The organism is Sutcliffiella sp. NC1 (assembly GCF_027594365.1).
GTDB classification, from domain to species: Bacteria; Bacillota; Bacilli; order Bacillales; family Bacillaceae_I; genus Sutcliffiella; species Sutcliffiella cohnii.
This window is the reverse complement of record NZ_CP115153.1, coordinates 4,110,307-4,134,112: the sequence shown is the minus strand read 5'-3', so window position 1 is coordinate 4,134,112 and position 23,806 is coordinate 4,110,307. Positions and strand designations below refer to the sequence as shown.

Annotated in this window: 27 protein-coding genes and 1 tRNA gene; 23 read left to right on the top strand and 5 right to left on the bottom strand. The window is 37.5% G+C overall.

Going from position 1 to position 23,806, the window contains the following annotated elements:
- Nucleotides 1-219 precede the first annotated feature (219 nt).
- From O1A01_RS21600 to O1A01_RS21570, 7 genes are all read left to right on the top strand, one after another.
- Nucleotides 220-1,641, top strand: a complete 1,422-nt coding sequence (locus O1A01_RS21600; RefSeq protein WP_270064938.1) for a tetratricopeptide repeat protein — start codon at nucleotides 220-222, stop codon at nucleotides 1,639-1,641.
- A 161-nt stretch (nucleotides 1,642-1,802) separates the two neighbouring features.
- On the top strand, nucleotides 1,803-2,756 hold the full coding sequence (gene trxB / locus O1A01_RS21595; RefSeq protein WP_066420761.1) for a thioredoxin-disulfide reductase: 954 nt from the start codon (nucleotides 1,803-1,805) through the stop codon (nucleotides 2,754-2,756).
- Between the two features lie 409 nt (nucleotides 2,757-3,165).
- The gene (locus tag O1A01_RS21590; RefSeq protein ID WP_066420758.1) at nucleotides 3,166-3,630 is read left to right on the top strand and encodes an 8-oxo-dGTP diphosphatase; all 465 of its coding nucleotides are present in this window, start codon (nucleotides 3,166-3,168) and stop codon (nucleotides 3,628-3,630) included.
- Nucleotides 3,631-3,679: 49 nt separating this feature from the next.
- Entirely contained in the window at nucleotides 3,680-4,570 is an 891-nt protein-coding gene (gene rapZ, locus O1A01_RS21585; RefSeq protein WP_066420754.1) for an RNase adapter RapZ, read from the top strand.
- Entirely contained in the window at nucleotides 4,570-5,532 is a 963-nt protein-coding gene (locus tag O1A01_RS21580) for a gluconeogenesis factor YvcK family protein (protein WP_066420752.1), read from the top strand. The genes rapZ and O1A01_RS21580 overlap by 1 nt, the downstream gene beginning before the upstream one ends.
- A 71-nt stretch (nucleotides 5,533-5,603) precedes the next feature.
- Complete coding sequence (gene whiA, locus O1A01_RS21575) at nucleotides 5,604-6,545, top strand: DNA-binding protein WhiA (protein WP_066420750.1); 942 nt, start codon at nucleotides 5,604-5,606, stop codon at nucleotides 6,543-6,545.
- A 31-nt stretch (nucleotides 6,546-6,576) separates the two neighbouring features.
- On the top strand, nucleotides 6,577-6,834 hold the full coding sequence (locus O1A01_RS21570; protein ID WP_066420749.1) for an HPr family phosphocarrier protein: 258 nt from the start codon (nucleotides 6,577-6,579) through the stop codon (nucleotides 6,832-6,834).
- Between the two features lie 17 nt (nucleotides 6,835-6,851).
- On the opposite strand, the gene O1A01_RS21565 is transcribed toward O1A01_RS21570, so the two are convergent.
- Nucleotides 6,852-7,115 carry a hypothetical protein gene (locus O1A01_RS21565; RefSeq protein ID WP_094366183.1) on the bottom strand — a complete coding sequence of 88 codons (264 nt, stop codon included), beginning with the start codon at nucleotides 7,113-7,115 and terminating at the stop codon, nucleotides 6,852-6,854.
- A 129-nt stretch (nucleotides 7,116-7,244) separates the two neighbouring features.
- On the bottom strand, nucleotides 7,245-7,829 hold the full coding sequence (gene clpP / locus O1A01_RS21560) for an ATP-dependent Clp endopeptidase proteolytic subunit ClpP (protein ID WP_270064937.1): 585 nt from the start codon (nucleotides 7,827-7,829) through the stop codon (nucleotides 7,245-7,247).
- A 276-nt stretch (nucleotides 7,830-8,105) separates the two neighbouring features.
- Between clpP and O1A01_RS21555 the strand changes: the two genes are divergently transcribed.
- From O1A01_RS21555 to secG, 12 genes are all read left to right on the top strand, one after another.
- Nucleotides 8,106-8,477, top strand: a complete 372-nt coding sequence (locus O1A01_RS21555; RefSeq protein WP_270064936.1) for a hypothetical protein — start codon at nucleotides 8,106-8,108, stop codon at nucleotides 8,475-8,477.
- A gap of 93 nt (nucleotides 8,478-8,570) precedes the next feature.
- A tRNA-Arg gene (locus tag O1A01_RS21550) sits at nucleotides 8,571-8,646 on the top strand.
- A 203-nt stretch (nucleotides 8,647-8,849) separates the two neighbouring features.
- A complete protein-coding gene (rpoN, locus tag O1A01_RS21545) occupies nucleotides 8,850-10,154 on the top strand; it encodes an RNA polymerase factor sigma-54 (protein ID WP_270064935.1) in 1,305 nt (434 codons plus the stop codon).
- A gap of 15 nt (nucleotides 10,155-10,169) precedes the next feature.
- Nucleotides 10,170-10,412 (top strand): glutaredoxin family protein, encoded by a 243-nt coding sequence (locus tag O1A01_RS21540; protein ID WP_066419532.1) that lies wholly within the window; start codon nucleotides 10,170-10,172, stop codon nucleotides 10,410-10,412.
- A 145-nt stretch (nucleotides 10,413-10,557) separates the two neighbouring features.
- Complete coding sequence (locus tag O1A01_RS21535; RefSeq protein WP_066419537.1) at nucleotides 10,558-11,586, top strand: sugar-binding transcriptional regulator; 1,029 nt, start codon at nucleotides 10,558-10,560, stop codon at nucleotides 11,584-11,586.
- A 91-nt stretch (nucleotides 11,587-11,677) separates the two neighbouring features.
- Complete coding sequence (gene gap, locus O1A01_RS21530) at nucleotides 11,678-12,685, top strand: type I glyceraldehyde-3-phosphate dehydrogenase (protein ID WP_066419539.1); 1,008 nt, start codon at nucleotides 11,678-11,680, stop codon at nucleotides 12,683-12,685.
- A 141-nt stretch (nucleotides 12,686-12,826) separates the two neighbouring features.
- Entirely contained in the window at nucleotides 12,827-14,014 is a 1,188-nt protein-coding gene (locus O1A01_RS21525) for a phosphoglycerate kinase (protein WP_066419541.1), read from the top strand.
- A 154-nt stretch (nucleotides 14,015-14,168) separates the two neighbouring features.
- On the top strand, nucleotides 14,169-14,930 hold the full coding sequence (gene tpiA, locus O1A01_RS21520) for a triose-phosphate isomerase (RefSeq protein ID WP_066419543.1): 762 nt from the start codon (nucleotides 14,169-14,171) through the stop codon (nucleotides 14,928-14,930).
- Entirely contained in the window at nucleotides 14,923-16,458 is a 1,536-nt protein-coding gene (gpmI, locus tag O1A01_RS21515; RefSeq protein ID WP_270064934.1) for a 2,3-bisphosphoglycerate-independent phosphoglycerate mutase, read from the top strand. The genes tpiA and gpmI overlap by 8 nt, the downstream gene beginning before the upstream one ends.
- A gap of 200 nt (nucleotides 16,459-16,658) precedes the next feature.
- Nucleotides 16,659-17,954: a phosphopyruvate hydratase gene (gene eno, locus O1A01_RS21510; protein ID WP_066419546.1), complete on the top strand. Its 1,296-nt coding sequence runs from the start codon at nucleotides 16,659-16,661 to the stop codon at nucleotides 17,952-17,954.
- 77 nt (nucleotides 17,955-18,031) lie between these two features.
- Complete coding sequence (locus tag O1A01_RS21505) at nucleotides 18,032-18,271, top strand: hypothetical protein (protein ID WP_270064933.1); 240 nt, start codon at nucleotides 18,032-18,034, stop codon at nucleotides 18,269-18,271.
- A 199-nt stretch (nucleotides 18,272-18,470) separates the two neighbouring features.
- Nucleotides 18,471-18,701 carry a preprotein translocase subunit SecG gene (gene secG / locus O1A01_RS21500; protein ID WP_066418127.1) on the top strand — a complete coding sequence of 77 codons (231 nt, stop codon included), beginning with the start codon at nucleotides 18,471-18,473 and terminating at the stop codon, nucleotides 18,699-18,701.
- A gap of 23 nt (nucleotides 18,702-18,724) precedes the next feature.
- On the opposite strand, the gene O1A01_RS21495 is transcribed toward secG, so the two are convergent.
- From O1A01_RS21495 to O1A01_RS21485, 3 genes are all read right to left on the bottom strand, one after another.
- Nucleotides 18,725-19,945, bottom strand: a complete 1,221-nt coding sequence (locus tag O1A01_RS21495; RefSeq protein WP_270064932.1) for an ATP-binding protein — start codon at nucleotides 19,943-19,945, stop codon at nucleotides 18,725-18,727.
- 97 nt (nucleotides 19,946-20,042) lie between these two features.
- Nucleotides 20,043-20,165, bottom strand: coding sequence for a DNA-binding anti-repressor SinI (gene sinI / locus O1A01_RS21490; RefSeq protein WP_235858189.1), 123 nt, complete (start codon nucleotides 20,163-20,165; stop codon nucleotides 20,043-20,045).
- A gap of 2 nt (nucleotides 20,166-20,167) precedes the next feature.
- The gene (locus O1A01_RS21485) at nucleotides 20,168-20,521 is read right to left on the bottom strand and encodes a helix-turn-helix domain-containing protein (protein WP_066418122.1); all 354 of its coding nucleotides are present in this window, start codon (nucleotides 20,519-20,521) and stop codon (nucleotides 20,168-20,170) included.
- Between the two features lie 248 nt (nucleotides 20,522-20,769).
- On the opposite strand from O1A01_RS21485, the gene O1A01_RS21480 reads away from it, so the two are divergent.
- The 4 genes from O1A01_RS21480 (at nucleotide 20,770) to O1A01_RS21465 (ending at nucleotide 23,629) form a co-directional block, all read left to right on the top strand.
- On the top strand, nucleotides 20,770-21,411 hold the full coding sequence (locus O1A01_RS21480; protein WP_066418120.1) for a TasA family protein: 642 nt from the start codon (nucleotides 20,770-20,772) through the stop codon (nucleotides 21,409-21,411).
- 130 nt (nucleotides 21,412-21,541) lie between these two features.
- Complete coding sequence (gene tapA / locus O1A01_RS21475) at nucleotides 21,542-22,381, top strand: amyloid fiber anchoring/assembly protein TapA (protein WP_270064931.1); 840 nt, start codon at nucleotides 21,542-21,544, stop codon at nucleotides 22,379-22,381.
- Nucleotides 22,362-22,985: a signal peptidase I SipW gene (gene sipW / locus O1A01_RS21470; protein WP_066418113.1), complete on the top strand. Its 624-nt coding sequence runs from the start codon at nucleotides 22,362-22,364 to the stop codon at nucleotides 22,983-22,985. The genes tapA and sipW overlap by 20 nt, the downstream gene beginning before the upstream one ends.
- A 29-nt stretch (nucleotides 22,986-23,014) precedes the next feature.
- On the top strand, nucleotides 23,015-23,629 hold the full coding sequence (locus O1A01_RS21465) for an LPXTG cell wall anchor domain-containing protein (RefSeq protein WP_066418109.1): 615 nt from the start codon (nucleotides 23,015-23,017) through the stop codon (nucleotides 23,627-23,629).
- Nucleotides 23,630-23,806: the final 177 nt, after the last annotated feature.

The window sequence follows — 23,806 nt, the reverse complement described above, 5'->3', positions numbered from 1 at the left end:
AGCATTTTTTTATATCAATCGAGCTTTTGCGGAAAAATATGCGTTATGCGGAAATTCAATTTATTTATGCTGAAAATCCTCCTTTTTTGCGAAAAATCCCTTTTTTTCCATCTAACACCCTCCGTAAACATTTATTCCTTAAACTTCATCTGTTCCGAATAAGCATTCGTATGTTATACTACGTAGGTTGAGGAAGATTGAAAGACGGAGGGTACTTAATTGGGAAAATACTCTAATGTGAAAAAAGAAGCGAAGATTATCCCATTTGCCCAAAATGGTGATTTTTATTTTGAAAAAGGTTTACACGCATACCGTAAGCGTGATTTATATAAAGCAAGAAAATGGTTACAACGTGCAACTCAGATGAAGCCAAGTGATGCGAATATTATTTCTCAATACGCAATTGTACTAATGGAGTTAGGAGACTATCAACGTTCTAACGAATACTTTGAGCAAATTTTAGAAGAACTTGAGCCAACAATGTATGATTGCCATTACTTCCTAGCAAACAACTATGCCTTTATCGGACTTTTCCAAGAAGCGAAAAAGCACGTTGAAGAGTATTTAACGTATGAACCTGATGGAGAGTTCGTAGAAGAGGCGGAAGATTTACTAGAACTTTTAGAAATTGATGCGGATGAAGATGAGACAACTGGTACAACTCAGGATCAGTTAATTGTCATGCAAGAAGATGCTCGTGCGTTGCTAGAGGAAGGAAAATTGGAGGAAGCAATTGATCTTCTTTTAGAAATGATAGACGAGTATCCGCAATTTTGGTCGGGATATAACAATTTATCGCTTGCTTACTTTTATCAAGGAAATGTTCAAAAGGCGATGGAAGTTTCGTATGATGTTTTAGAAAAGAACGAAGGAAATCTTCATGCTCTTTGTAACCTCGTTGTGTTTTATTACTACGAAGGAAAGTTTAAAAAAGTAAAAAACTTAATTGACCAGTTAGAAAAGGTAAACCCAATTTTAATTGAGCATCGTTACAAGCTAGGGGCAACGTTCGGGATGGTTGGTCGTTACGATTTAGCTTACAACTGGCTTCGTTCCTTACAACGCACTGGATTTCAAGGTGATGGAACGTATTATTACTGGTTAAGCTTTGCTGCATACCATACCGGAAATGAAAATATTGCTTATCAAGCGTGGGAGAAAGTGCTTGAAAGTAATCCGAGTAAATACGGTTCTGCTCCTTGGGAACAAGATGGAAAGAAAATAGAGGATGAAGCATTGCAGCTATTCAACACTTTTGAAGTTAGCTTACAGAAAAATGTTGATATAAAGGAACAATTGCAACAAGGTGGAATGACCCCACTAGTTCGCGATTTTGCGACGTATGCTTTTCTTCACCAACAGCATTTGCCACTGTCCATCCAAAACAGCTATAAAGTTGCGCTGCAGTTAAACGAACAGATGGATATGAGTGCTGTAAAGGAATGGTTTGCCTTATTCGTAAAAACAGTGGAAGCGAACATGGAAATTAAAAATGTTGATGCTTGGGCAAGTGCTTTTACGTACGTTTATACGATCACCCAAGGGATGAAAATAACCCAAACTTCGCTTGCAAACCGATACGGTGTTTCGGTAAGTACATTAAGAAAACATATAAAAGTTATTCAAAGCCTTCTTTCTTAAAAAAATAGAAAGAAGGTTTTTGGCATATGTTACAATTCACGTGAAATTTACAAGTATACAAGCAAAAAGATGGACGAAATCGAACGTGTTTTATACGATAGTATTAGGGAATACTTTTAAAAGAACTTATTATAATTATTGTCGGCTAAGGAGTGACAAACATGTCTGAAGAAAAAATTTATGATGTGATTATTATCGGGGCTGGTCCTGCAGGAATGACAGCAGCGGTATATACGTCCCGTGCAAATTTAAGCACTTTAATGATAGAGCGTGGAGTTCCAGGAGGACAAATGGCAAACACAGAGGAAGTGGAAAACTATCCTGGATTTGACCATATTTTAGGACCTGAACTTTCTACAAAAATGTTTGATCATGCGAAAAAATTCGGCGCAGAATATGCGTACGGAGATGTAAAAGAAGTAGTAGACGGAAAAGAATATAAAACAGTAAAAGCTGGAAGTAAAGAATATAAAGGCCGATCGATTATTATTTCAAGCGGAGCGGAATATAAAAAGCTTGGCATACCTGGAGAAAAAGAACTTGGTGGCCGCGGTGTATCTTACTGTGCAGTATGTGATGGAGCATTCTTTAAAGAAAGAGAGCTTGTCGTTATTGGTGGGGGAGACTCAGCAGTTGAGGAAGGTGTATACTTAACACGCTTTGCTTCAAAAGTAACAATCGTTCACCGTCGTGACCAATTACGTGCCCAAAAAATTCTTCAACAACGTGCGTTTGATAATGAAAAGATTGATTTCATTTGGAACCATACAGTGAAAGAAATTAACGAAAAAGATGGAAAAGTTGGCTCTGTAACGTTAGTAAGTACAGAAAACGGAGAAGAAAAAGACTTTAAAGCGGACGGTGTATTCGTATATATCGGAATGCTTCCACTATCGAAGCCGTTTAACGGTCTTGGCATTACGAATGAAATGGGATATATCGAAACAAATGATAACATGGAAACGAGAGTGCCTGGCATTTTTGCGGCAGGGGACATTCGTGAAAAATCACTACGTCAAATTGTAACAGCTACAGGTGACGGTAGTATTGCTGCCCAAGCTGCCCAACATTATGTGGAAGAGCTGTTAGAAGAGTTAAAAGCGGAAGCGAAATAATATTGTTATATAAGATTAATATGTAAAATTTGTCAGGCTGTCTGTTAACGAAAAAGTAACTTCCCTTTAATGATGCTGTAACAGCATTGAAACAATAATCGTTTATTATAAAGGTAGTAATTGACCCCCTTTTAATAAATTTTTTTGGCACAGGTTCCCTTTTACCTGTGTCTTTTTTTGAGTATATATAATTAAATTTTCTGAAAATAATATACTAGAAATCCTCTTAATAGAGAAGCTAACAATATTAATTGTCCAATACATAAAGAAAGGATATACTAAATAGATATAATTCGATATTTTGTAGATTTTTACGGTGTTTTCTTTTTTATATATACAGTAAAATAAAAGTAATACACTGTTCACGGTAGGATAAAATGAACATAAGTGTATAATTCGAGGTGAAAAGATGCAAAGAGTAACGAACTGTATTTTATTATCAAATGATAAGGTGTTACTTTTACAAAAGCCGAGACGTGGTTGGTGGGTGGCACCAGGCGGTAAAATGGAGCTAGAGGAATCGGTCAAAGATTCTGTTGTCCGTGAGTACCGTGAAGAGACCGGAATATATTTAAAAAATCCGAATTTAAAAGGTGTTTTTACCTTTATTATGAAAGATAAAGAGGAAGATAAAATAGTTTCGGAATGGATGATGTTTTCCTTTTTAGCAACAGAATATGACGGAAAAAACGTACAACAATCTGAAGAAGGTAAAATCGAATGGCACGATGTAGAAGCAGTAAGTGAGCTTCCAATGGCGCCTGGCGATTATCATATATTAGACTATTTAATTAATGGTACAGGAATGATTTACGGAACGTTTACGTATACTTCCGATTTTGAGCTATTGTCTTACCGTTTAGATCCAAACTAATGGCATGAGTCAAAAATGCTACAAGTATTTCTTATAGGGAGGAATTATGATGAGCACAGGTTCTAGTAGTGATATCCAACTAGTCATCATTACCGGCATGAGTGGAGCAGGGAAAACAGTAGCGATCCAAAGCTTAGAAGATTTAGGTTTTTTCTGTGTCGACAATTTACCACCATCCCTTCTTCCTAAATTTTTAGAGCTAATGGAAGATACGGGAAGTAAAATGAATAAAGTTGCGCTCGGAATGGATTTACGAGGTCGTGAATTTTTCGATAGTTTATTCGAAGCGTTAGACGATATGTCTGAAATTTCTTGGGTAACACCGCATATTTTATTTTTAGATGCGAAAGATTCTGCCCTCGTTAGTAGATATAAAGAAACGAGACGATCACATCCACTTGCAAAAACGGGGTTACCGCTTGAAGGTATTCAGCATGAACGTGAGCTGTTAGAAGAACTGAAAGGTCGCGCTCAACTTATACTCGATACTACCGATTTAAAACCACGAGAGCTACGCGAAAAAATCCTCCATCAATTCGCAACGCATTCAAAACATACGTTTAAAGTAAACGTACTATCTTTTGGGTTTAAATACGGGATCCCAATTGATGCGGACTTAGTGTTTGATGTGCGTTTTTTACCGAACCCTCATTACATCGATCATATGAGGCCAATGACTGGATTAGATGAAGAAGTATCCTCTTATGTGCTAAAATGGACAGAAACACAAAAGTTCATCGAGAAGTTAACCGATTTATTAACATTTATGCTTCCTTATTATAAACGTGAAGGAAAAAGTCAACTTGTCGTTGCAATTGGTTGTACAGGTGGCCAGCATCGATCTGTCACGTTAGCAGAATACTTCGCAAAGCATTTTGGTGAAGACTACGAAACAATCGTGACACATCGCGATATCGAGCGTAGAAAGGAACGACATTAATGAGTGAGACGAAACTTCCAAAAGTCGTCATTATTGGTGGCGGTACAGGGTTACCTGTTTTATTACGCGGATTGAAAAAATACAACATTGATATTACAGCAGTCGTGACCGTTGCAGACGATGGAGGAAGTTCGGGAAGATTAAGGGATGAATTGGATATTCCACCACCGGGAGATGTACGAAATGTACTCGCAGCGTTATCCGAAGTGGAACCGTTAATCGAAGACCTTTTTCAGCATCGATTTAATACTGGAAACGGACTATCTGGGCATTCATTAGGCAATTTATTATTAGCTGCAATGACAACGATACGTGGTGATTTTGTAACCGCCATTCGTGAAATGAGTAAAGTATTAAATGTACGTGGTAAAGTGCTTCCAGCAGCTAACCAAAGTGTTGTCCTTCACGCTGAAATGGAGGATGGTACGATTGTTTCGGGGGAATCGAAAATACCGTATTCCGGCAAGAAAGTAAAACGAGTATTTTTATCACCAGAAAAAGTGGAGCCTCTTCCTGAAACGTTAGAAGAAATTAGCAGTGCGGACTTAATTATTATCGGTCCTGGAAGCCTATATACGAGTATTTTACCGAATTTGCTAGTACCGAAAATCGGAGAAGCCGTTTGTGAAGCGAAAGCAAAAAAGGTGTACATTTGTAATGTGATGACCCAAGCCGGAGAAACATTATCTTATAAAGCAAGTGATCACGTTCAAGCGTTATACGACCATATGGCTCGGCCTTTTATTGATACGATTCTTGTTAACAATGAAAACATACCAGCCAACGTGCAAGAACGCTATACGAAAGAGTTAGCACTACCTGTAGAAGTGGATGAGGATAAGCTACAAGCGATTGGCCTTGAAATCATTCAAGATAACCTTATCCGTTATGAAGATGGAGTAATTCGCCATGATACAGATAAAGTGGCGTCTCTTTTATATTCAATGATTGATGTAACTTGAGTAAATGAAGGTGGTTAGAGGTAAGGGATACCTTATCGCTTCCCCACAAATAATAATGGGGGGATTATGGGATGTCTTACGCATCAGAAACGAAAAAAGAACTAACAACGTTAGAAATAAAAGATTGTTGTGTAAAAGCAGAACTATCCGCACTCATAAGAATGAATGGCTCTTTATCTTTTTCCAATAAAAAGTTAATATTAGATATTCAAACTGAAAATGCAGCAATCGCAAGACGCATTTATACGTTAACAAAAAGACTGTATGATGTGTCCATTGAATTGCTAGTTCGAAAAAAAATGAGACTGAAAAAGAATAACGTTTATATCGTTCGTTACTCGGAGCAAGCTCATTATTTACTAGAGGAACTTCAAATTTTGAAAGACGGTTTTACGTTCATTCGAGAAATTTCCGAAGACATTACAAAAAAGAAATGTTGTAAACGTTCTTATTTACGCGGAGCATTTCTAGCAGGTGGATCGGTAAACAATCCAGAAACATCTTCGTATCACTTGGAAATATTTTCACTGTACAAGGAGCATAACGAATCATTATGTGACCTAATGAATATGTTTCACTTAAACAGTAAAACGTTAGAGCGTAAAAAAGGATATATCAACTATTTAAAAGAAGCAGAGAAAATAGCTGAGTTTTTAAACATTATTGGTGCACACCAGTCTCTTTTAAGGTTTGAAGATATTCGTATCGTTCGCGATATGCGTAACTCGGTAAACCGTCTCGTAAATTGTGAAACAGCTAACTTAAATAAAACGATCGGTGCAGCGATTAGACAAGTTGAAAACATAAAATTTATCGAGCAAACAGTAGGACTGCAAATACTGCCAGATAAATTAAGAGAAATTGCCGAACTACGCGTCACGTATCAAGACGTCACACTAAAAGAACTTGGGGAAATGGTCTCTAGCGGTACGATTAGTAAATCTGGAATCAACCATCGGTTAAGAAAAATAGATGAAATAGCGGAAAAGCTACGCTCAGGAGAAAAAGTATAAATATATAGAGAGAACTTAAGGAGGAATTAAGATGGTACAAAAACAAGTAGAAGTAAAATTAAAAACAGGATTACAGGCACGCCCGGCAGCGTTATTCGTACAAGAAGCAAACAAATTTTCAGCTGACGTGTTTCTTGAAAAAGAAGGTAAAAAAGTAAACGCAAAAAGCATTATGGGACTTATGAGCTTAGCGGTAGGCTCAGGTGCGACTATCACACTAATCGCTGATGGCAACGACGAAGCAGAAGCATTAGAAGCACTAGTAAAATACGTTCAACAAGAAGGTTAATACGAAAACCGTTCCACCTAACAATGTGGGCGGTTTTTTGTTGTTTCAGTCTCGAGTGCGTCAATTATCTTTTTATCTGCGTCAAAAAAGTCGGAAAGTGCGTCAATTATTTTTTTATCTGCGTCAAAAAAGTCGGGAAGTGCGTCAATTATCTTTTTATCTGCGTCAAAAAAGTCGGAAAGTGCGTCAATTATTTTTTTATCTGCGTCAAAAAAGTCGGGAAGTGCGTCAATTATCATTTTATCTACGTCAAAAAAGTCGGCAAGTGCATCAATTATCATCCCAACTACGTCTATAAACTCTCCACCATCATAAATAAAGCCACAACGAACATCTATTCCCTCGCAACCCCCTTCTTAAAAGTAAAAAAGCGCATCCCAACCAACATTGGGACACGCTTATCTCTAACATTAGTTATTATTTCTAATAACTTTATCAATTAATCCATACTCTAACGCACGGTCAGCAGTCATGAAGTTGTCACGCTCTGTGTCACGCTCGATTACTTCCATCGGTTGACTAGTGTTGTCAGCTAAAATGCGGTTTAACTTTTCACGTAAGAAAAGGATACGCTTAGCAGCAATCTCAATTTCAGTTGCCTGACCTTGAGCTCCACCTAGTGGTTGATGAATCATTACTTCACTGTTCGGTAAACAGAAACGTTTACCTTTCGCACCAGCGGATAGTAAGAACGCACCCATGGATGCAGCCATACCGATACACATTGTGCTTACATCTGGCTTAATGAAATTCATCGTATCATAAATTGCCATACCAGCTGTAATGGATCCACCTGGAGAGTTGATGTATAAAGAAATATCTTTATCAGGATCTTCCGCAGTTAAGAAAAGTAATTGAGAAACGATAGAGTTTGCTACGTTATCATCAATTGGACTTCCTAAAATAATAATGCGGTCTTTTAATAGACGAGAGTAAATGTCGTATGCACGCTCACCACGACTTGTTTGTTCAATAACTGTAGGAATTAAGTTCATCTCACTTTTCCTCCTTAAATGTTCTTATTAGTGATAACTAAATTAATAAAGAGAAACGCGGTAATCATTTCCTCTTCTTATGTATCTTTATTCTACAACTAAGGTCAAGAATGGTCAAATGAAAAACCTCGTGAATCTCTATGTTTTTTCTCTACCCTTACATCATAACCATTCTACATAAAATTAAACTTTTCCTTCCTAATATCGTATTGTAAAAATTAGAAATGTATGATTAAGTTATACATGGAAGTTAGACGTATAAAGGTGGGAACCCATTTGAAAAAAATATTTATTTTAATCATCATAACATTATTTTTTGCTGGTTGTAGTTCAACTGCAAAAGAGAAAGTTGATACAAGAGCAATACTAGTTCAAGAAGTTACGGTTGCATTTGCTAATGGGGATCGTGAACTACTAGAAGAAAAAGTGAAAATTGAAGATCATAAAATAGATGAGTATATAGAAAAGTGGTCCCAATCGAACATTAGCGGTAAAGCGGAAACGGACTTTACGGTAGAAAAACAAGGGGACTTTACGTATCATGTTTTTGAAACAAACAAAGGGAAAGAATCTGGGTACGTTATTTTCCGTGTGTTTGAACATTTACATACAGGTTTTTACGTTGATTATGTACAGTTTGTTTCATAGATATTGAAAAATTAGCGCGAATAGCCTATAATTAGTGAGCGAATGATTTTGTTTGCACATCAGTGTGGGTAAATCTCATTCACTTCTTATTTTGCGCTCGTAGCTCAGTCGGATAGAGCGGTGGTTTCCGGTACCACGTCTGTCGGGGGTTCAAGTCCCTTCGAGCGCGCTAAAATAAATCTCTATTTCTATTATGAAATAGGGATTTTTTCTTGTTTAAAGGCATAGTAACTCTTTGGAAACGTATATTTGATAATAATAGAAGCGATAAAGCGGTAGGTACGGATCGAACAAAATGTAGTCGCCATTAATTTACATTCAAAAACGGACGAATCTCATGTAAAATAGAATAGTAGGGAGGAGGGCTGTTAGATGAGACATGATTTACAACTAGTGCAAACGCAAACATTAAAATTAACGATGACACAAGAGTTAAGACAAGCAATATCATTACTACAATACTCAACTTTGGATTTAATTCCTTTTCTGCAAGAGCAAGCGTTAGAAAACCCCCTGCTTGAGTTAAAAAATCAAGAAACATATGCTTCATCTTATCAGCAAAGAAAAGGAAATTCAGATTCCGATTTTACAATTGAAAATGTAGGATATGATAAAGAGTCGATACGAGATTATATCGAGACACAAATACTATTAGACAAAAAGATTACGAAAACAGAGCGAAATTATGTTAAAAAATTATTACCGTATCTCGATGATAACGGTTATTTTACAGAATCAACTTCGTTTATAGCGCAACAAATGAAGGTAAGTGAACATACAGTGGATACGTTAATACAACTAGTCCAAGGGTTAGAACCTGCCGGAGTAGGAGCTCGAAACTTACAAGAATGCATCTTACTTCAATTAACAAGACTTCCGAAACGTAGTCGTGTAGCAGAAGAAATTATCGAGGAACACTTTCACCTATTTGCAGAAAAAGCGTGGAAAACATTGTCTAAGCAAACAGGGTATTCTTTAAAAGAAATACAAGAGGTTTTCGACTTAATTGTGACGCTTGAACCTAAACCAGGTATACGTTATGGATCCAATGATCATGCGAAATACATTATCCCTGATTTATATGTGACAGAAATTAATCATGAGTGGATTGTTTCGCTGAACGACGAATTAATTCCTCAAATTGAAATTAATGAAATTTACGCTAATCATTTAAACGGAGATGATGGACGTTACATTCAAGAGAAAATCCAACACTGTCACTGGTTAATTAGAAGCTTAGACTATCGAAAACAAACATTAATCCGGGTGATGGAAGAAATCGTCCGCCTGCAACATTCCTTTTTCGTAAATGGTCCGTCTTTTTTGAAACCGCTAACATTACGAGTGATTGCCGAGCGACTTGATGTTCATGAGTCTACAGTAAGTCGTGCAACGAAAGAAAAATATGTTCAAACGCCGTATGGATTGTTCGAATTAAAGTATTTTTTCTCACAAGGGTATGTTACGACACTTGATGAAGAAAAGTCATCGCGGCAAGTAAAGGGAGTACTGCAGTCAATTATAGAAAAAGAGAATAAGCAAAAACCATATTCCGACCAAAAGCTGACAACCTTACTAAAAAAAGAGTATAGTATAGATATCTCAAGAAGAACGGTGGCAAAATATCGAGAGCAGCTCCATATTCCATCTTCTTCACAACGAAAAAGATACGATTAGAAAGGTGACAGCGTAATGAAAGTAACACTTTATTCGAAAGAAAATTGTTCTCTATGCGATAAAGGTAAAAAAATATTAGAAGAGTTACAAGAAGAAATAAAATTCTCGATTGAGGAAGTAGATATTTACAAAGACGACATGCTACTAGAAAAATATCAAATTATGATTCCGGTTGCGGAAGTAGATGGCGATATGCTGGGATATGGTATTTTTAACAAAGTTGACATAAGAAACCGCTTACTTGAAAAAATCAGCTAATGCCTAGTTGAATAAGCTTTTAACCTCTGTTAGAATAGAAATTGTAGCCGAGGTGTTTTTTTTTACAACTGGTGGGACATAATATGTCACACAGGGACGAAATGAGTCCCTATTGGAAAACGACACCTAAAAGGGGAAGCTATTGATGAGAAATATTGTAGAGATTCAACAAAAATTATTACCGGATCTTCTATCTGTTATGCAGAAAAGATACGAAATTCTTCGGTACATACGATTAATGCAGCCCATTGGTAGAAGATCACTTTCTACAAACCTTGGACTAAGTGAGCGTGTTTTGCGTAGTGAAGTAGATTTTTTGAAAAAACAAGATTTACTCAACATAAGCACTTCAGGTATGACACTTACGCAAGAAGGTACCATATTAATGAGGCAGTTAGAAGAATTTATGAAAGAAGTATCTGGTTTAAAGGTGTTAGAAGAGGGAATTAAAAACCAACTACAACTTCGACAAGTTGTCATCGTACCCGGAAATAGTGATACTTCCCCGTGGGTAAAAAACGAGATGGGTCGAGCGTGTGTAGCCAGTATGAACCGTTATTTAAAAGAAGAAAATATTATCGCGGTAACTGGAGGTACGACGATTTCTGCAGTTGCAGAAATGATGGCGCCTGAATCTAAAAACCGAAACCTTTTATTCGTTCCAGCTCGTGGTGGGCTAGGCGAAAATGTACAAAATCAAGCTAATACGATTTGTGCAGCAATGGCCGAAAAAACGAAAGGCCAGTACCGATTACTTCACACACCAGATGAATTAAGTAACGATGCTTATCAGTCAATGATTGCGGAACCATCTATTAAAGAAGTGCTTGCACTCATTAAAAATAGTAGTATGGTTGTTCATAGTATTGGGGACGCTAAAATGATGGCGATGCGCCGAAAAACAGCTCCTGAAAATATGAAAAAGATCGAACAATGCAAGGCTGTTGCAGAAGCATTCGGTTATTATTTCAATAGTGATGGAGAAGTAGTCCATCGAGTACAAACAGTAGGAATGCAATTAGCAGATTTGGAAAAAATAGAAACTGTTATTGCGGTCGCTGGAGGAGCTTCGAAAGCGAATGCCATTCGAGCTTATTTAAAACAAGCACCACATACCATCCTTATTACAGATGAAGGTGCAGCAAAAGAGCTAATTAGGGAGACTCTCCCTTAATTAGGGAACGTTTTAGTATTTGTCCAACTAACAAATATTGAAACAGACCTACTATATAAAAAAATTCTTAGTATTCTAAGGAGGAAAAATCATGGCAGTAAAAATTGGTATTAACGGATTTGGTCGTATCGGACGTAACGTATTCCGCGCAGCTTTAAAAAATTCTGAGGTAGAAGTAGTAGCAGTTAACGATTTAACAGACGCTAACATGCTTGCTCATCTTTTAAAATATGATTCCGTACACGGTAGACTTGATGCGGACGTTAAAGTAGATGGCGATAGCCTAGTAGTTGATGGAGTAGCTGTAAAAGTTACTGCTGAGCGTGACCCTGCAAAATTAACTTGGGGAGAAATGGGAGTAGACATCGTTGTTGAATCTACTGGTTTCTTCACTAAGCGTGCAGACGCTGCAAAACATTTAGAAGCTGGAGCGAAAAAAGTAATTATTTCTGCACCTGCTACTGACGAAGATATTACAATTGTTATGGGTGTTAACCATGACAAATATGATGCAGCTAGCCATGACGTAATTTCTAATGCGTCTTGTACTACAAACTGTTTAGCTCCATTTGCAAAAGTATTAAACGACAACTTTGGTATTAAACGTGGAATGATGACAACTGTTCACTCTTACACAAATGACCAACAAATTTTAGATTTACCACATAAAGACTACCGTCGTGCTCGTGCAGCAGCAGAGAACATTATCCCAACTTCTACTGGTGCAGCTAAAGCGGTATCTCTAGTATTACCTGAATTAAAAGGTAAACTAAACGGTGGTGCAATGCGTGTTCCAACTCCAAACGTATCACTAGTTGACTTAGTAGCGGAGTTAGATAAAGACGTAACTGCTGAAGAAGTAAATGCAGCATTAAAAGCAGCTTCTGAAGGTGACTTAAAAGGAATCCTTGATTACTCTGATGAGCCACTAGTATCTGGTGACTACAATGGTAACCCAGCTTCTTCTACAATCGATGCATTATCTACAATGGTTATGGAAGGTAGCATGGTTAAAGTTATCTCTTGGTATGACAACGAGAGCGGATACTCTCACCGAGTAATCGATTTAGCTACTTACATCGCTTCTAAAGGTCTATAATATTTCACAATTCAATTGTGATTTGCTATACACTTTATATATAATTAAGAGTGGTTAAGGGGGAAGGGAATATATCCCTCCCCCTTTTTTCCATGTAGTGATGGATAGACGTTGTATTTTCAATAAAAGGAGGCCTTTTTCATGAACAAGAAAAGTATTCGCGATATTGATGTAAAAGGTAAAAGAGTCTTTTGTCGTGTAGACTTTAACGTACCGATGAAAGATGGTGTAGTTGGCGACGAGACTCGTATTCGTGCAGCAATCCCGACGATTCAACATTTAGTTGAAAATGGTGCAAAAGTTATTTTAGCAAGTCATCTAGGACGTCCAAAAGGGGAAGTTGTAGAAGAACTTCGCTTAGCACCAGTAGCCCGCCGTCTTCAAGAGCTTTTAGGTCGTGACGTAGCAGTAGCTAACGAAGCGTATGGAGAAGCTGTGAAAGCACAAGTAGACGCTCTAGCGGAAGGTGACGTACTTGTATTAGAAAATGTACGCTTCTACCCTGGTGAAGAGAAAAACGATTCAGAACTAGCAAAACAATTTGCAGAGCTTGCAGATGTTTACGTAAATGATGCATTTGGTGCAGCTCACCGTGCTCATGCTTCTACAGAAGGTATTGCACATCACGTACCTGTTGCAGTTTCCGGTCTATTAATGGAAAAAGAATTAGACGTACTAGGTAAAGCTTTATCACATCCTGACCGTCCATTCACTGCAATTATCGGTGGTGCAAAAGTTAAAGACAAAATCGGTGTTATTGATAACCTACTGGATAAAGTAGATAACCTAATTATCGGTGGAGGACTTGCTTACACTTTCATTAAAGCGCAAGGACACGATGTTGGGAAATCTCTTCTAGAAGAAGATAAAATAGATTTAGCAAAATCGTTCATGGAAAAAGCGAAGAAAAACGACGTAAACTTCTACATGCCAGTTGACGTTTTAGTAGCTGATGATTTCTCTAACGATGCTAATACAAAAATTGTTCCAATTGATCAAATTCCTAGCGATTGGGAAGGTTTAGACTGTGGTCCAAAATCTAGCGAGATTTATGCAGAAGTTATTAAAAACTCTAAACTAGTTATTTGGAACGGACCGATGGGAGTATTCGAATTAGATACTTTCGCAAACGGAACAAAATCAGTAGCAGAAGCACTAGCACAATCTCAAGATACATACTCTGTAATCGGTGGAGGAGACTCCGCAGCTGCAGTAGAAAAGTTCAATCTTGCAGATAAAATGAGCCACATCTCTACAGGTGGAGGAGCTTCCTTAGAATTTATGGAAGGTAAAGCCCTACCAGGAGTAGTAGCTTTAAACGATAAGTAAGATTCTTACCCTTTAATGTTATGAAGTGAAGTTACTTCGTTTTTGTGAGTGGAACGGGTCCATGGCAAAGCGGCGTTCGGGATATACATACAAACGAGTGACACGCTAATAATGACAGGGTGAAAATAATAAGCATTGAAAGGAATGAAATTCCATGCGTAAACCAATTATTGCAGGAAACTGGAAAATGCACAAAACTGCTTCTGAAGCAGTAAGCTTTGTAGAAGAAGTGAAGGGATTAATTCCTTCAGCTGACAAAGTGGATGCAGTTGTTTGTTCACCTGCCCTATTTTTAGACCGTCTAGTACAAAATGTAGAAGGTAGCGAACTTAAAGTTGGCGCTCAAAACATGCACTGGGAAGAAAGTGGAGCGTTCACAGGTGAAATTAGCCCTGTAGCATTAAAAGACTTAGGAGTAACTTACGTAGTTTTAGGTCACTCTGAGCGTCGTGAAATGTTTGCAGAAACAGACGAAACTGTAAACAAAAAAGTATTATCATCTTTCCAACACGGATTAACTCCTATCGTTTGCTGTGGCGAAACGTTAGAAGAACGTGAAGCTGGAAAAACAAATGATCTAGTAGGAGACCAAGTGAAAAAAGCGCTAACGGGCCTAACTGCTGATCAAGTAAAAACAACAGTCATTGCTTACGAACCTATTTGGGCAATCGGAACTGGAAAATCTTCAACTGCAGAAGATGCGAACGAAGTATGTGCACATATTCGTCAAGTTGTAGGGACTGAATTCGGTCAAGATGCTGCAGATGCAGTTCGTATTCAATACGGCGGAAGTGTAAAACCAGGTAACATCGCTGAATATATGGCACAACCAGATATCGATGGAGCTTTAGTTGGCGGAGCAAGCCTAGAAGCTCAATCTTTCTTACAGCTTTTGGAGGCAGGTAAGAATGAGTAAAAAACCAGTAGCACTTATTATTTTAGACGGCTTCGCTCTTCGTAATGAAGAAAAAGGGAACGCCGTTGTTCATGCAAAAAAACCAAACTTTGACCGTTACTGGAACAACTATCCACATGCACAATTAATTGCTAGTGGAGAAGCGGTAGGATTACCTGAAGGACAAATGGGGAATTCTGAAGTTGGGCACTTAAATATTGGTGCTGGACGTATCGTTTATCAAAGTTTGACTCGAGTGAACGTTGCTATCCGTGAAGGACATTTCGCAGAAAACGAAACATTCCTTCGCGCAATGAACCATGCAAAAGAAAAAAACTCTAACTTACACATTTTCGGTCTACTTTCAGACGGTGGTGTACATAGTCATATTAACCACCTTTTCGCTCTATTAGAACTAGCGAAAAAAGAAGGTGTGGAGAGAGTTTACATTCACGGTTTCCTTGATGGTCGTGATGTAGCACCTCAAAGTGCGAAACAATTTATTGAGCAATTAAATGCACACATTGAACAAACAGGTGTTGGAGAAATCGCAACTATTTCTGGTCGTTATTACTCGATGGACCGCGACAAGCGTTGGGATCGTGTAGAAAAGTCGTATCGATCCATGGTATACGGCGAAGGGCCATCTTACCGTAATGCATTAGAAGTTGTTGAAGACTCTTATGCAAATGGTATCTACGATGAATTCGTATTACCATCTGTCATTACGAAAGAAGACGGAAGCCCAGTAGCAACAATCCAAAACGATGACGCTGTTATTTTCTATAACTTCCGTCCAGACCGTGCGATCCAAATTTCAAACACGTTCACGAACAAAGACTTCCGTTCGTTTGACCGTGGAGAAAAGCACCCTGAAAACTTAATGTTCGTATGTTTAACACATTTCAGTGAGTCAGTAGACGGATATGTTGCATTTCAACCAGTTGGAATGGATAATACCCTTGGTGAAGTATTAGCTCAACAAGGGTTAAAGCAACTACGAATTGCTGAAACGGAAAAATATCCACACGTTACGTTCTTCATGAGCGGTGGACGTGAGGAGCCTTTCCCAGGTGAAGAGAGAATATTAATTGATTCACCGAAAGTAGCAACGTATGACTTAAAGCCAGAAATGAGTGCATATGAAGTAACAGAAGCACTATTAAAAGAAATCGAAGCAGATAAACATGATACGATTATTTTAAACTTTGCGAACCCAGATATGGTAGGGCACTCCGGAATGCTTGAGCCAACTGTGAAAGCAATTGAAGTAGTCGACGAATGTTTAGGAAAAGTTGTCGAAGCAATTAATGCTAAAGGCGGAACTGCTATTATTACAGCTGACCACGGGAACGCTGATGAAGTCATTACGTTAGAAGGCAACCCGATGACAGCACATACAACAAACCCAGTTCCTGTTATCGTAACACGCGAAGGTCTAGAACTTCGTAACGACGGTATTTTAGGAGACTTGGCGCCAACAGTACTTGACTTACTAGGCGTTGACAAACCAGAAGAAATGACAGGAAATACGTTAATTAAAAAATAATATAAGAGTATAGCGCTGAGAAGTGCATTACTTTTTGATTGGAGCGGAAGGTACTTGACTCCCGCGGGAGAAGAGAGAAGGTCGAGACCCCACAGGCGAAGCCGAGGAGGCTCGACTCTCTCCCCGCAGGAAAGCAAGTACCTGTAGCGGAAATCAACTATTGTAAAAAATATTTTAAAATAAAAAGGAGACTTACAAACATGCCAATTATCTCTGATATTTACGCACGCGAAGTATTAGACTCTCGCGGTAACCCAACAATTGAAGTAGAAGTTTACACAGAATCAGGCGCATTCGGTCGCGCACTAGTACCAAGTGGTGCATCTACAGGTGAATACGAAGCAGTAGAACTACGTGACGGTGACAAATCTCGTTACTTAGGTAAAGGTGTTCAAAACGCAGTTGAAAACGTAAACGAGCAAATCGCTCCTGAACTTATCGGTCTTTACGACGTAATGGAGCAAGTAGCTATCGACCAAGCATTAATGGAGCTTGACGGTACAGAAAACAAAGGAAAATTAGGAGCAAACGCTATTCTTGGTGTTTCTATGGCAGTAGCTCGTGCAGCAGCTGACTTCCTACAAATTCCTTTATACCAATACTTAGGCGGATTCAGTGCAAAAACGCTTCCAGTACCAATGATGAACATCATCAACGGTGGAGAGCATGCGGACAACAACGTAGACATCCAAGAATTCATGGTAATGCCTGTTGGAGCTGAAAACTTCAAAGAAGCTCTACGTATGGGTGCTGAAATCTTCCACGCTCTTAAAGCAGTTTTAAGTGCAAAAGGTTTAAACACAGCTGTTGGTGACGAAGGTGGATTCGCTCCAAACTTAGGATCTAACGAAGAAGCTCTTCAAACAATCATCGAAGCAATTGAAAAAGCTGGTTACAAACCAGGTGAGCAAGTAATGCTTGCTATGGACGCTGCAGCTTCTGAGTTCTACAACAAAGAAGACGGTAAATACCACCTTAAAGGCGAAGGTGTTGTTTACACTTCTGAAGAAATGGTTGAATTCTACGCGAAAATGGCGGAGAAATACCCAATCATCTCGATCGAAGACGGCTTAGATGAAAACGACTGGGAAGGTTTCAAACTATTAACGGAGCGCATCGGCGGTAAAGTTCAATTAGTTGGAGACGACCTATTCGTAACAAACACGAAAAAATTAGCAGAAGGTATCGAGCGTAAAATCGGTAACTCTATCCTAATCAAAGTAAACCAAATCGGTACACTAACTGAAACATTCGAAGCAATCGAAATGGCAAAACGCGCTGGTTACACAGCTGTAATCTCTCACCGTTCTGGTGAAACAGAAGACAGCACAATTGCTGACATCGCAGTTGCAACAAACGCTGGCCAAATCAAAACTGGTGCACCATCTCGTACAGACCGTGTAGCTAAATACAACCAATTACTTCGCATCGAAGACCAACTTGGTGACACAGCTCGCTACGACGGCTTACGTTCTTTCTATAACTTAAAGAAATAATGTGAATGAGGGTCTGACCTATTGGGGTCAGGCCCTTTTATATTGGGTGGCGTGAACAGAGGGTCTGCTGGCGAAAAGTGTTACCGGTTGGCGTAAAAAGATGCTCAATTGGCCGAAAAGTGTTCCCAGTTGGCTCAAAAAGATGCTCAGTTGGCCGAAAAGTGAGTCCAGTTGGCCGAAAAGTGAGTCCAGTTGGCGCAAAAGTGAGTTCAGTTGGCGCAAAAGTGAGTTCGGTTGGCACAAAAGCGGGTTCAGTTGGCGCAAAAGTGAGTTCGGTTGGCCGAAAAGTGAGTTCGGTTGGCACAAAAGCGAGTTAGCTTGGCCAAAAAAATGATTCAAATTACTTAATAAGGCTCACGACTAGCACAAAAAACTAACAGTAAACGCAAATTGCACTATTCGAAATGAAGAAATTCCTGACCTTTTCGCATTTTCTCCCTCTTGTCCACACTAACATTTTGTGGTACATTTATTGTAAGTTTACTTATGAACGTTCGATGGAGGTGTCGTAGTCACATGCAAATTTTCTTAACTATTTTACTTATTATTACTTCTTTAGCACTTGTAGTCGTTGTTTTACTTCAATCAGGAAAAAGTGCTGGTCTATCTGGTGCAATCGCTGGTGGAGCAGAAACATTATTTGGTAAACAAAAAGCGCGCGGTCTTGATTTAGTTTTACATCGTGCAACGATCGTATTAGCTGTACTATTTTTCTTACTAACTTTAGCAATCGCTTATTTTGCATAAAACAACAGTAAAACCACTTCCCATTACCGAGAAGTGGTTTTTTTAATTAACGGAAATGCGACCGTAACGTTAGTCCCTTTTCCTTCCTCGCTAAAAAAGTTAATCGTTCCATTATATTTCTGGACAATATTAAAGCAAATCATTAACCCAAGTCCAGTCCCTTTTGCCTTTAAAGAATAGAAGGGAGTGCCGATTCTTTTTAATTGTTCCTTCGTCATCCCAACCCCTTGATCTACAATGTTAATTTGAACCCTATCATTAACTTTTCTAACCTTTACTCGCACTGTTCCCCCATGCTTGGAAGCTTCCACCGCGTTTTTCAATAAATTGACGAATAGCTGCTTAAATTCCATTAAAGTACATTGAATCGAATAATCATCTTCAATGTCTAATTCTATTTGGATTGTATCAATGTGAGCGTACGTATTTAGCAAATCCATTACATTATAAAGAGCTGGTTTAACTTCAACTGTTTCAACTTCACTAACCTCAGGCTTTGCGAGAGATAAAAAGTCTGAAATAACCGTTTCAGCTGTATACAGCTCGTCCATCATTAATTTATAATGCTTCTTTATATGGTCAGGTAATTGCTTATCTGTTTCATGTAATTGGATAAATCCTTTCACTACTGTAATCGGATTGCGAATTTCATGTGCAACTGCTGCAGCCAATTGTCCTGTTGTCTTTAATCGTTCATCCTCTTGGATTTGCTGATAATACTGCTTTTGCTCTTCAATTTTTTTCTTAATGAGTGCAAAAATAAAATAAAGCATAACTTGGCATGCTAAAAAATTGATCGCATAACCGTGTAAGTCTTTATAAAATATAGGAAAACCAGCTCCTTGATCTACTAAAAAGACATAAAGCATAAAAGAAAGTACTATTACAACATTACTAATTAACGAAAAATAAAATAGCCTTTGATTGTAGAACAATATCGCTATCCCTGGAATAAAGCAAATGATAAGGAGTGGTGATAAAGTGAATGGATAGAAAATGAACATTGCGTAAAAATAAATGGGCATTGCAATGTTCAATGCATATTTAGTGAAGATATTTTTCTTTTTAGGATAAATAATTAATAGTATGGAAATGACTACTACAATTAATAGGTGCGTAATAAATGTGGCTGTTGGCCCATTTTCCCACAGTTCAATGAACGAACCTAACGTCATTAAGACGATACTAGCAATCGCAATAATCCAATATATTTTTTTATTTGGTAAATGGGTTTGATTCTTCATGTTAATACCTCAATATTTGTAATATCTCCATTTTACTAGATTATAGTTGGAAAGAAAATGTAAAAAAAAGAGAGACCGCTTTGGCCCCCTAATTTTCCTATTCAACATTCTTACTAAGCTCCTTAAATGCCTCACTTATTTCTTCCATCGTCATCCCCATTTCTTTGGCTTCAAGAATCATTTGAATCCAGTCACAATCTAATTCATATTCTAGGTCCACAGTTATTCCCCCTTAATTCTTTTCGTTTCTTGCCATTTCTTAAAATGAAGGTAATCACGAAACTGTACAAAATCTTCTTTTGTCATCCCCTCAGAAATCGCTTTGTATAAAAGCCGTCGCCATTCAGCATCTAGCGTAATTTTTGGCCCACTTACCTTTTTCTTTTTATTAAGTAATTCTTCTATATCGGTATCTAATGATGTCGCAATTTTACTTAACAATTGAAGAGAAGGGTTTACTTGCAAATTTCGTTCTAATTGACTCAAGTAAGACTTTGAAACACCTGATTTTTCCGCTAATTCACTTAAACTAAGTCCATTATTATTACGAAGTTTCTTTATCTCGTCACCAATCATACACATCGTCCTAACTATATATCTTTTTGTTCATTATATCGTACAGTTAATTCATTATAAAAAACAAAAAACTAAGTAAATGAGAGAAAACTAATGAAAAAGTCCTAAAAATGTTCTCAATTGCGAAAAAACGAACTAATTTGGCGTTTTTCATAACGAACAAAGTGTTTTATACTTCGTATTGTAAGGTTCGTTAAAGAGAACAACGAACTTAAAAATTTTACCTTAGGGGTATAGGAGGAAAAAGAATGAGTTTAAAAAAGAAATTAGGTTTAGGGGTAGCTTCAGCAGCACTAGGTTTAGCACTAATTGGTGGAGGTACATATGCGTACTTTAGTGACACAGTAGCAACAACTAACACATTTGCATCGGGTACATTAGATTTATCCATTAATCCAGAGTATGTAATTCGTGCTGAAAACATTAAACCAGGAGATATTATGCCAAGAGCTTTTGAACTTTCAAATGACGGTACTTTAGATATCTCTAGAGTTGATATTCATACAGATTACACTGTTGAATATGGCGACAAGTATACAGGAGGAGACTTAGGTGAGCATATTCTCGTACATTTCATGACAAACGTAGATAAGAATGGTCTAGGTAATATCGTTGTAGGGCCAAACAATGTTATAACTACTACTACTTTAGCAGAACTAAAAGCTGCAGATGGTCTTCCTGATGCAGTAGCAAATGATCTATACGTAAATTTACCGTGGCTAGGTGAAGTAAATGGAGAAAGGGGCGGCCTTGCAGCTGGGGATTCAGATGACTTAATTGTTGTGTTTGAATTTGTAGATAATACTGAAGATCAAAATACATTCCAAGATGCTGAGTTGACTCTCTTCTGGAACTTCGAAGCTCACCAAACAGCTGGAACTATAAAATAAGAAACTAGATAGATTGGGGAAGGGTGGGGTTAGCTCACCTTTCACCATTTATTTTTTATCATAAATATATAAATCTAATTGTATATTCATGATAGAAAGTAAAAGCATTAAAGGAGGTTCTAACATTGAAATGAGGAGCTCTAGATTAAGGAAGTTTGGTAAAAAGAACAAAGGGTTTCTAATCATTTTACAATTAGCTGCTATTTATTATGTATCAATTATTTCACTATCATATTTAACAAATGGAACACTAGCCTATTACAGTGACACTTCACAAACAAACACTAGGATCACTACTGCTTCAGATTGGTACGACGGAAGTGATCTTATTTTTCCTAATAGAGGTACTCAAGTTGTACATAGTTGTCCTCCTGAAGAAATCGGTGTGGTAGTTAAAAATGATGGATTAGATATGTCTAAAGCGACAGAGTATGAGATTTATTACACTGAATTAAATGAAAATGGGAATCCACTAAAACATGGTGATAGAATTTTTTCAGGTTGGATTGAACCGATCCCTAAAGGGGGGACTGTCCTCTTAACTTATCAAGCTGAAAGTGAAGGATGGTACGTTTTCAAAGCTCTACAAAGACCTGGATTTGAAAAGGACTATATTAATAGAAAAGAAGTGTGGAGTGAAAAAGTGAAAGTCCAGTGTAAAAAACAGAAAGATATTAAGGGAGCAGCTGAAGAAGAAGAGAATGAAATAGATAAGTCATTAGAGGAAAAGGAAGAAATAGTAGAAGAACAACCGAATGAAGACATAAAAAATGAAGAGGAAGAAAATAAAGAAGAAAAAATGGATGAAGAATTAGAACCAGAGCCAGAAAAAGAAGAAAAAAGTGAAGAAATACCTCCAGAAGAAAGTGACGATGAAAAAACTGAAGAAGAGATATCTTCAGATCAACCTAAGAATCAGAGTATAGATGAAGAAAAGGAACATGAAGGAGATGAATCAAGTGAAGGATAAGCTTAAAAGCCTATTTAGTCTAAAAAATATAAAAAAATGGTTTAGTAGTTTAGTGACATTTACTTTATTTGCAACTTTAATTTTAATGGCTGTTCTCGTAATATCCTCCAAAGCTGCTGGAGGAGAACCACAAGTTTTAGGCTATCAATTAAAAACTGTTTTATCTGGTTCAATGGAGCCAGAAATAAAAACAGGATCCGTTATTGCGGTAAAGCCTGATGTAGATATGAAAGGCTTTGAAAAAGGGGATATTATTACATTTAAAGCAGATACAGAGAAATTAATTACTCATAGAATTACAGAAGTTGTTACTAGTGGAGAACATGTAATGTATCGAACTAAAGGCGATAGTAATAATGCAGAAGATTCCGCGCCTGTTTTGTCTGAAAATGTAGTTGCACAGTATACCGGCTTCACTATCCCATATGCTGGTTATTTTATCAACTTTGCGAATTCTAAAAATGGAAGCTTACTTTTAATGGTCCTTCCAGGTATATTACTCGTACTTTATGCTGGTTTAACAATTAAGAGTGCAATAAATGAGATCGAGAAAAATAGTAAACAACTAACTGTTCCAATTGAGGATACACCGCCAAAAGTTTAGTTAAGCCCTTAAGGGAAGGGAGAAACGGTATGAATGCTATAGTAAAACTTATCATGTATAGTGCTTTACTAATACTAATAATACAATCGGCTACTTCTTCTGTTCTTGCTGACTCTAATGAAAATGAAATAGATATAAGGACTTCACCCGAAAAAATACTTTTTGAATTAGATAACATGAAACCAGGAGATTGGGCAGAAAGAAGTTTAGTAGTAACAAATAGCGGTACGAAAGATTTTAAATATCTTTCGTCCGCAAGTTTAGTTTCAGGTTCTGAAAAATTTTATAATGCTCTTATTTTATCTATTTCAGATAAAAGTGGACAGATTTTTAATGGTAGTCTTGAAGATTTTAAAGCGTTAAATCCAAGAGAAATTGTATCAGGTGGAAAGGATGAATTGTTATTTAAAGTGGAGTTTCCATATGAAAAGGGAAATGAGTATCAAGGTTTAGCATCTATAGTAGAATTTAAGTTTTATGCAGAAGGTACACTTGGAGGAGTTAGCCCTGTGGATGGTGTAAAGTTACCTAAAACAGCTACAAACATTTTAGATATTATTTTAATTGGTGTCATTATTTTAACTATAGGTACATTTATATTAATAATAAGTAATAGAAAAAAACGAAAAATGCAATATAAATAAATTTTTAAAGTTATTTCTTTTAAAGGAGAGAAATTAAGGTGTACACCAAAACCTGCCCAACCTGCACGAAACCATCCTACTCCAGCTCAGAATTCTCCCGATGGATCTGTCCAACTTGTTCAACAGACTTAACTTCTCAAAAGGAATACGTAGCATTATGTCATCAACCAACTAAAT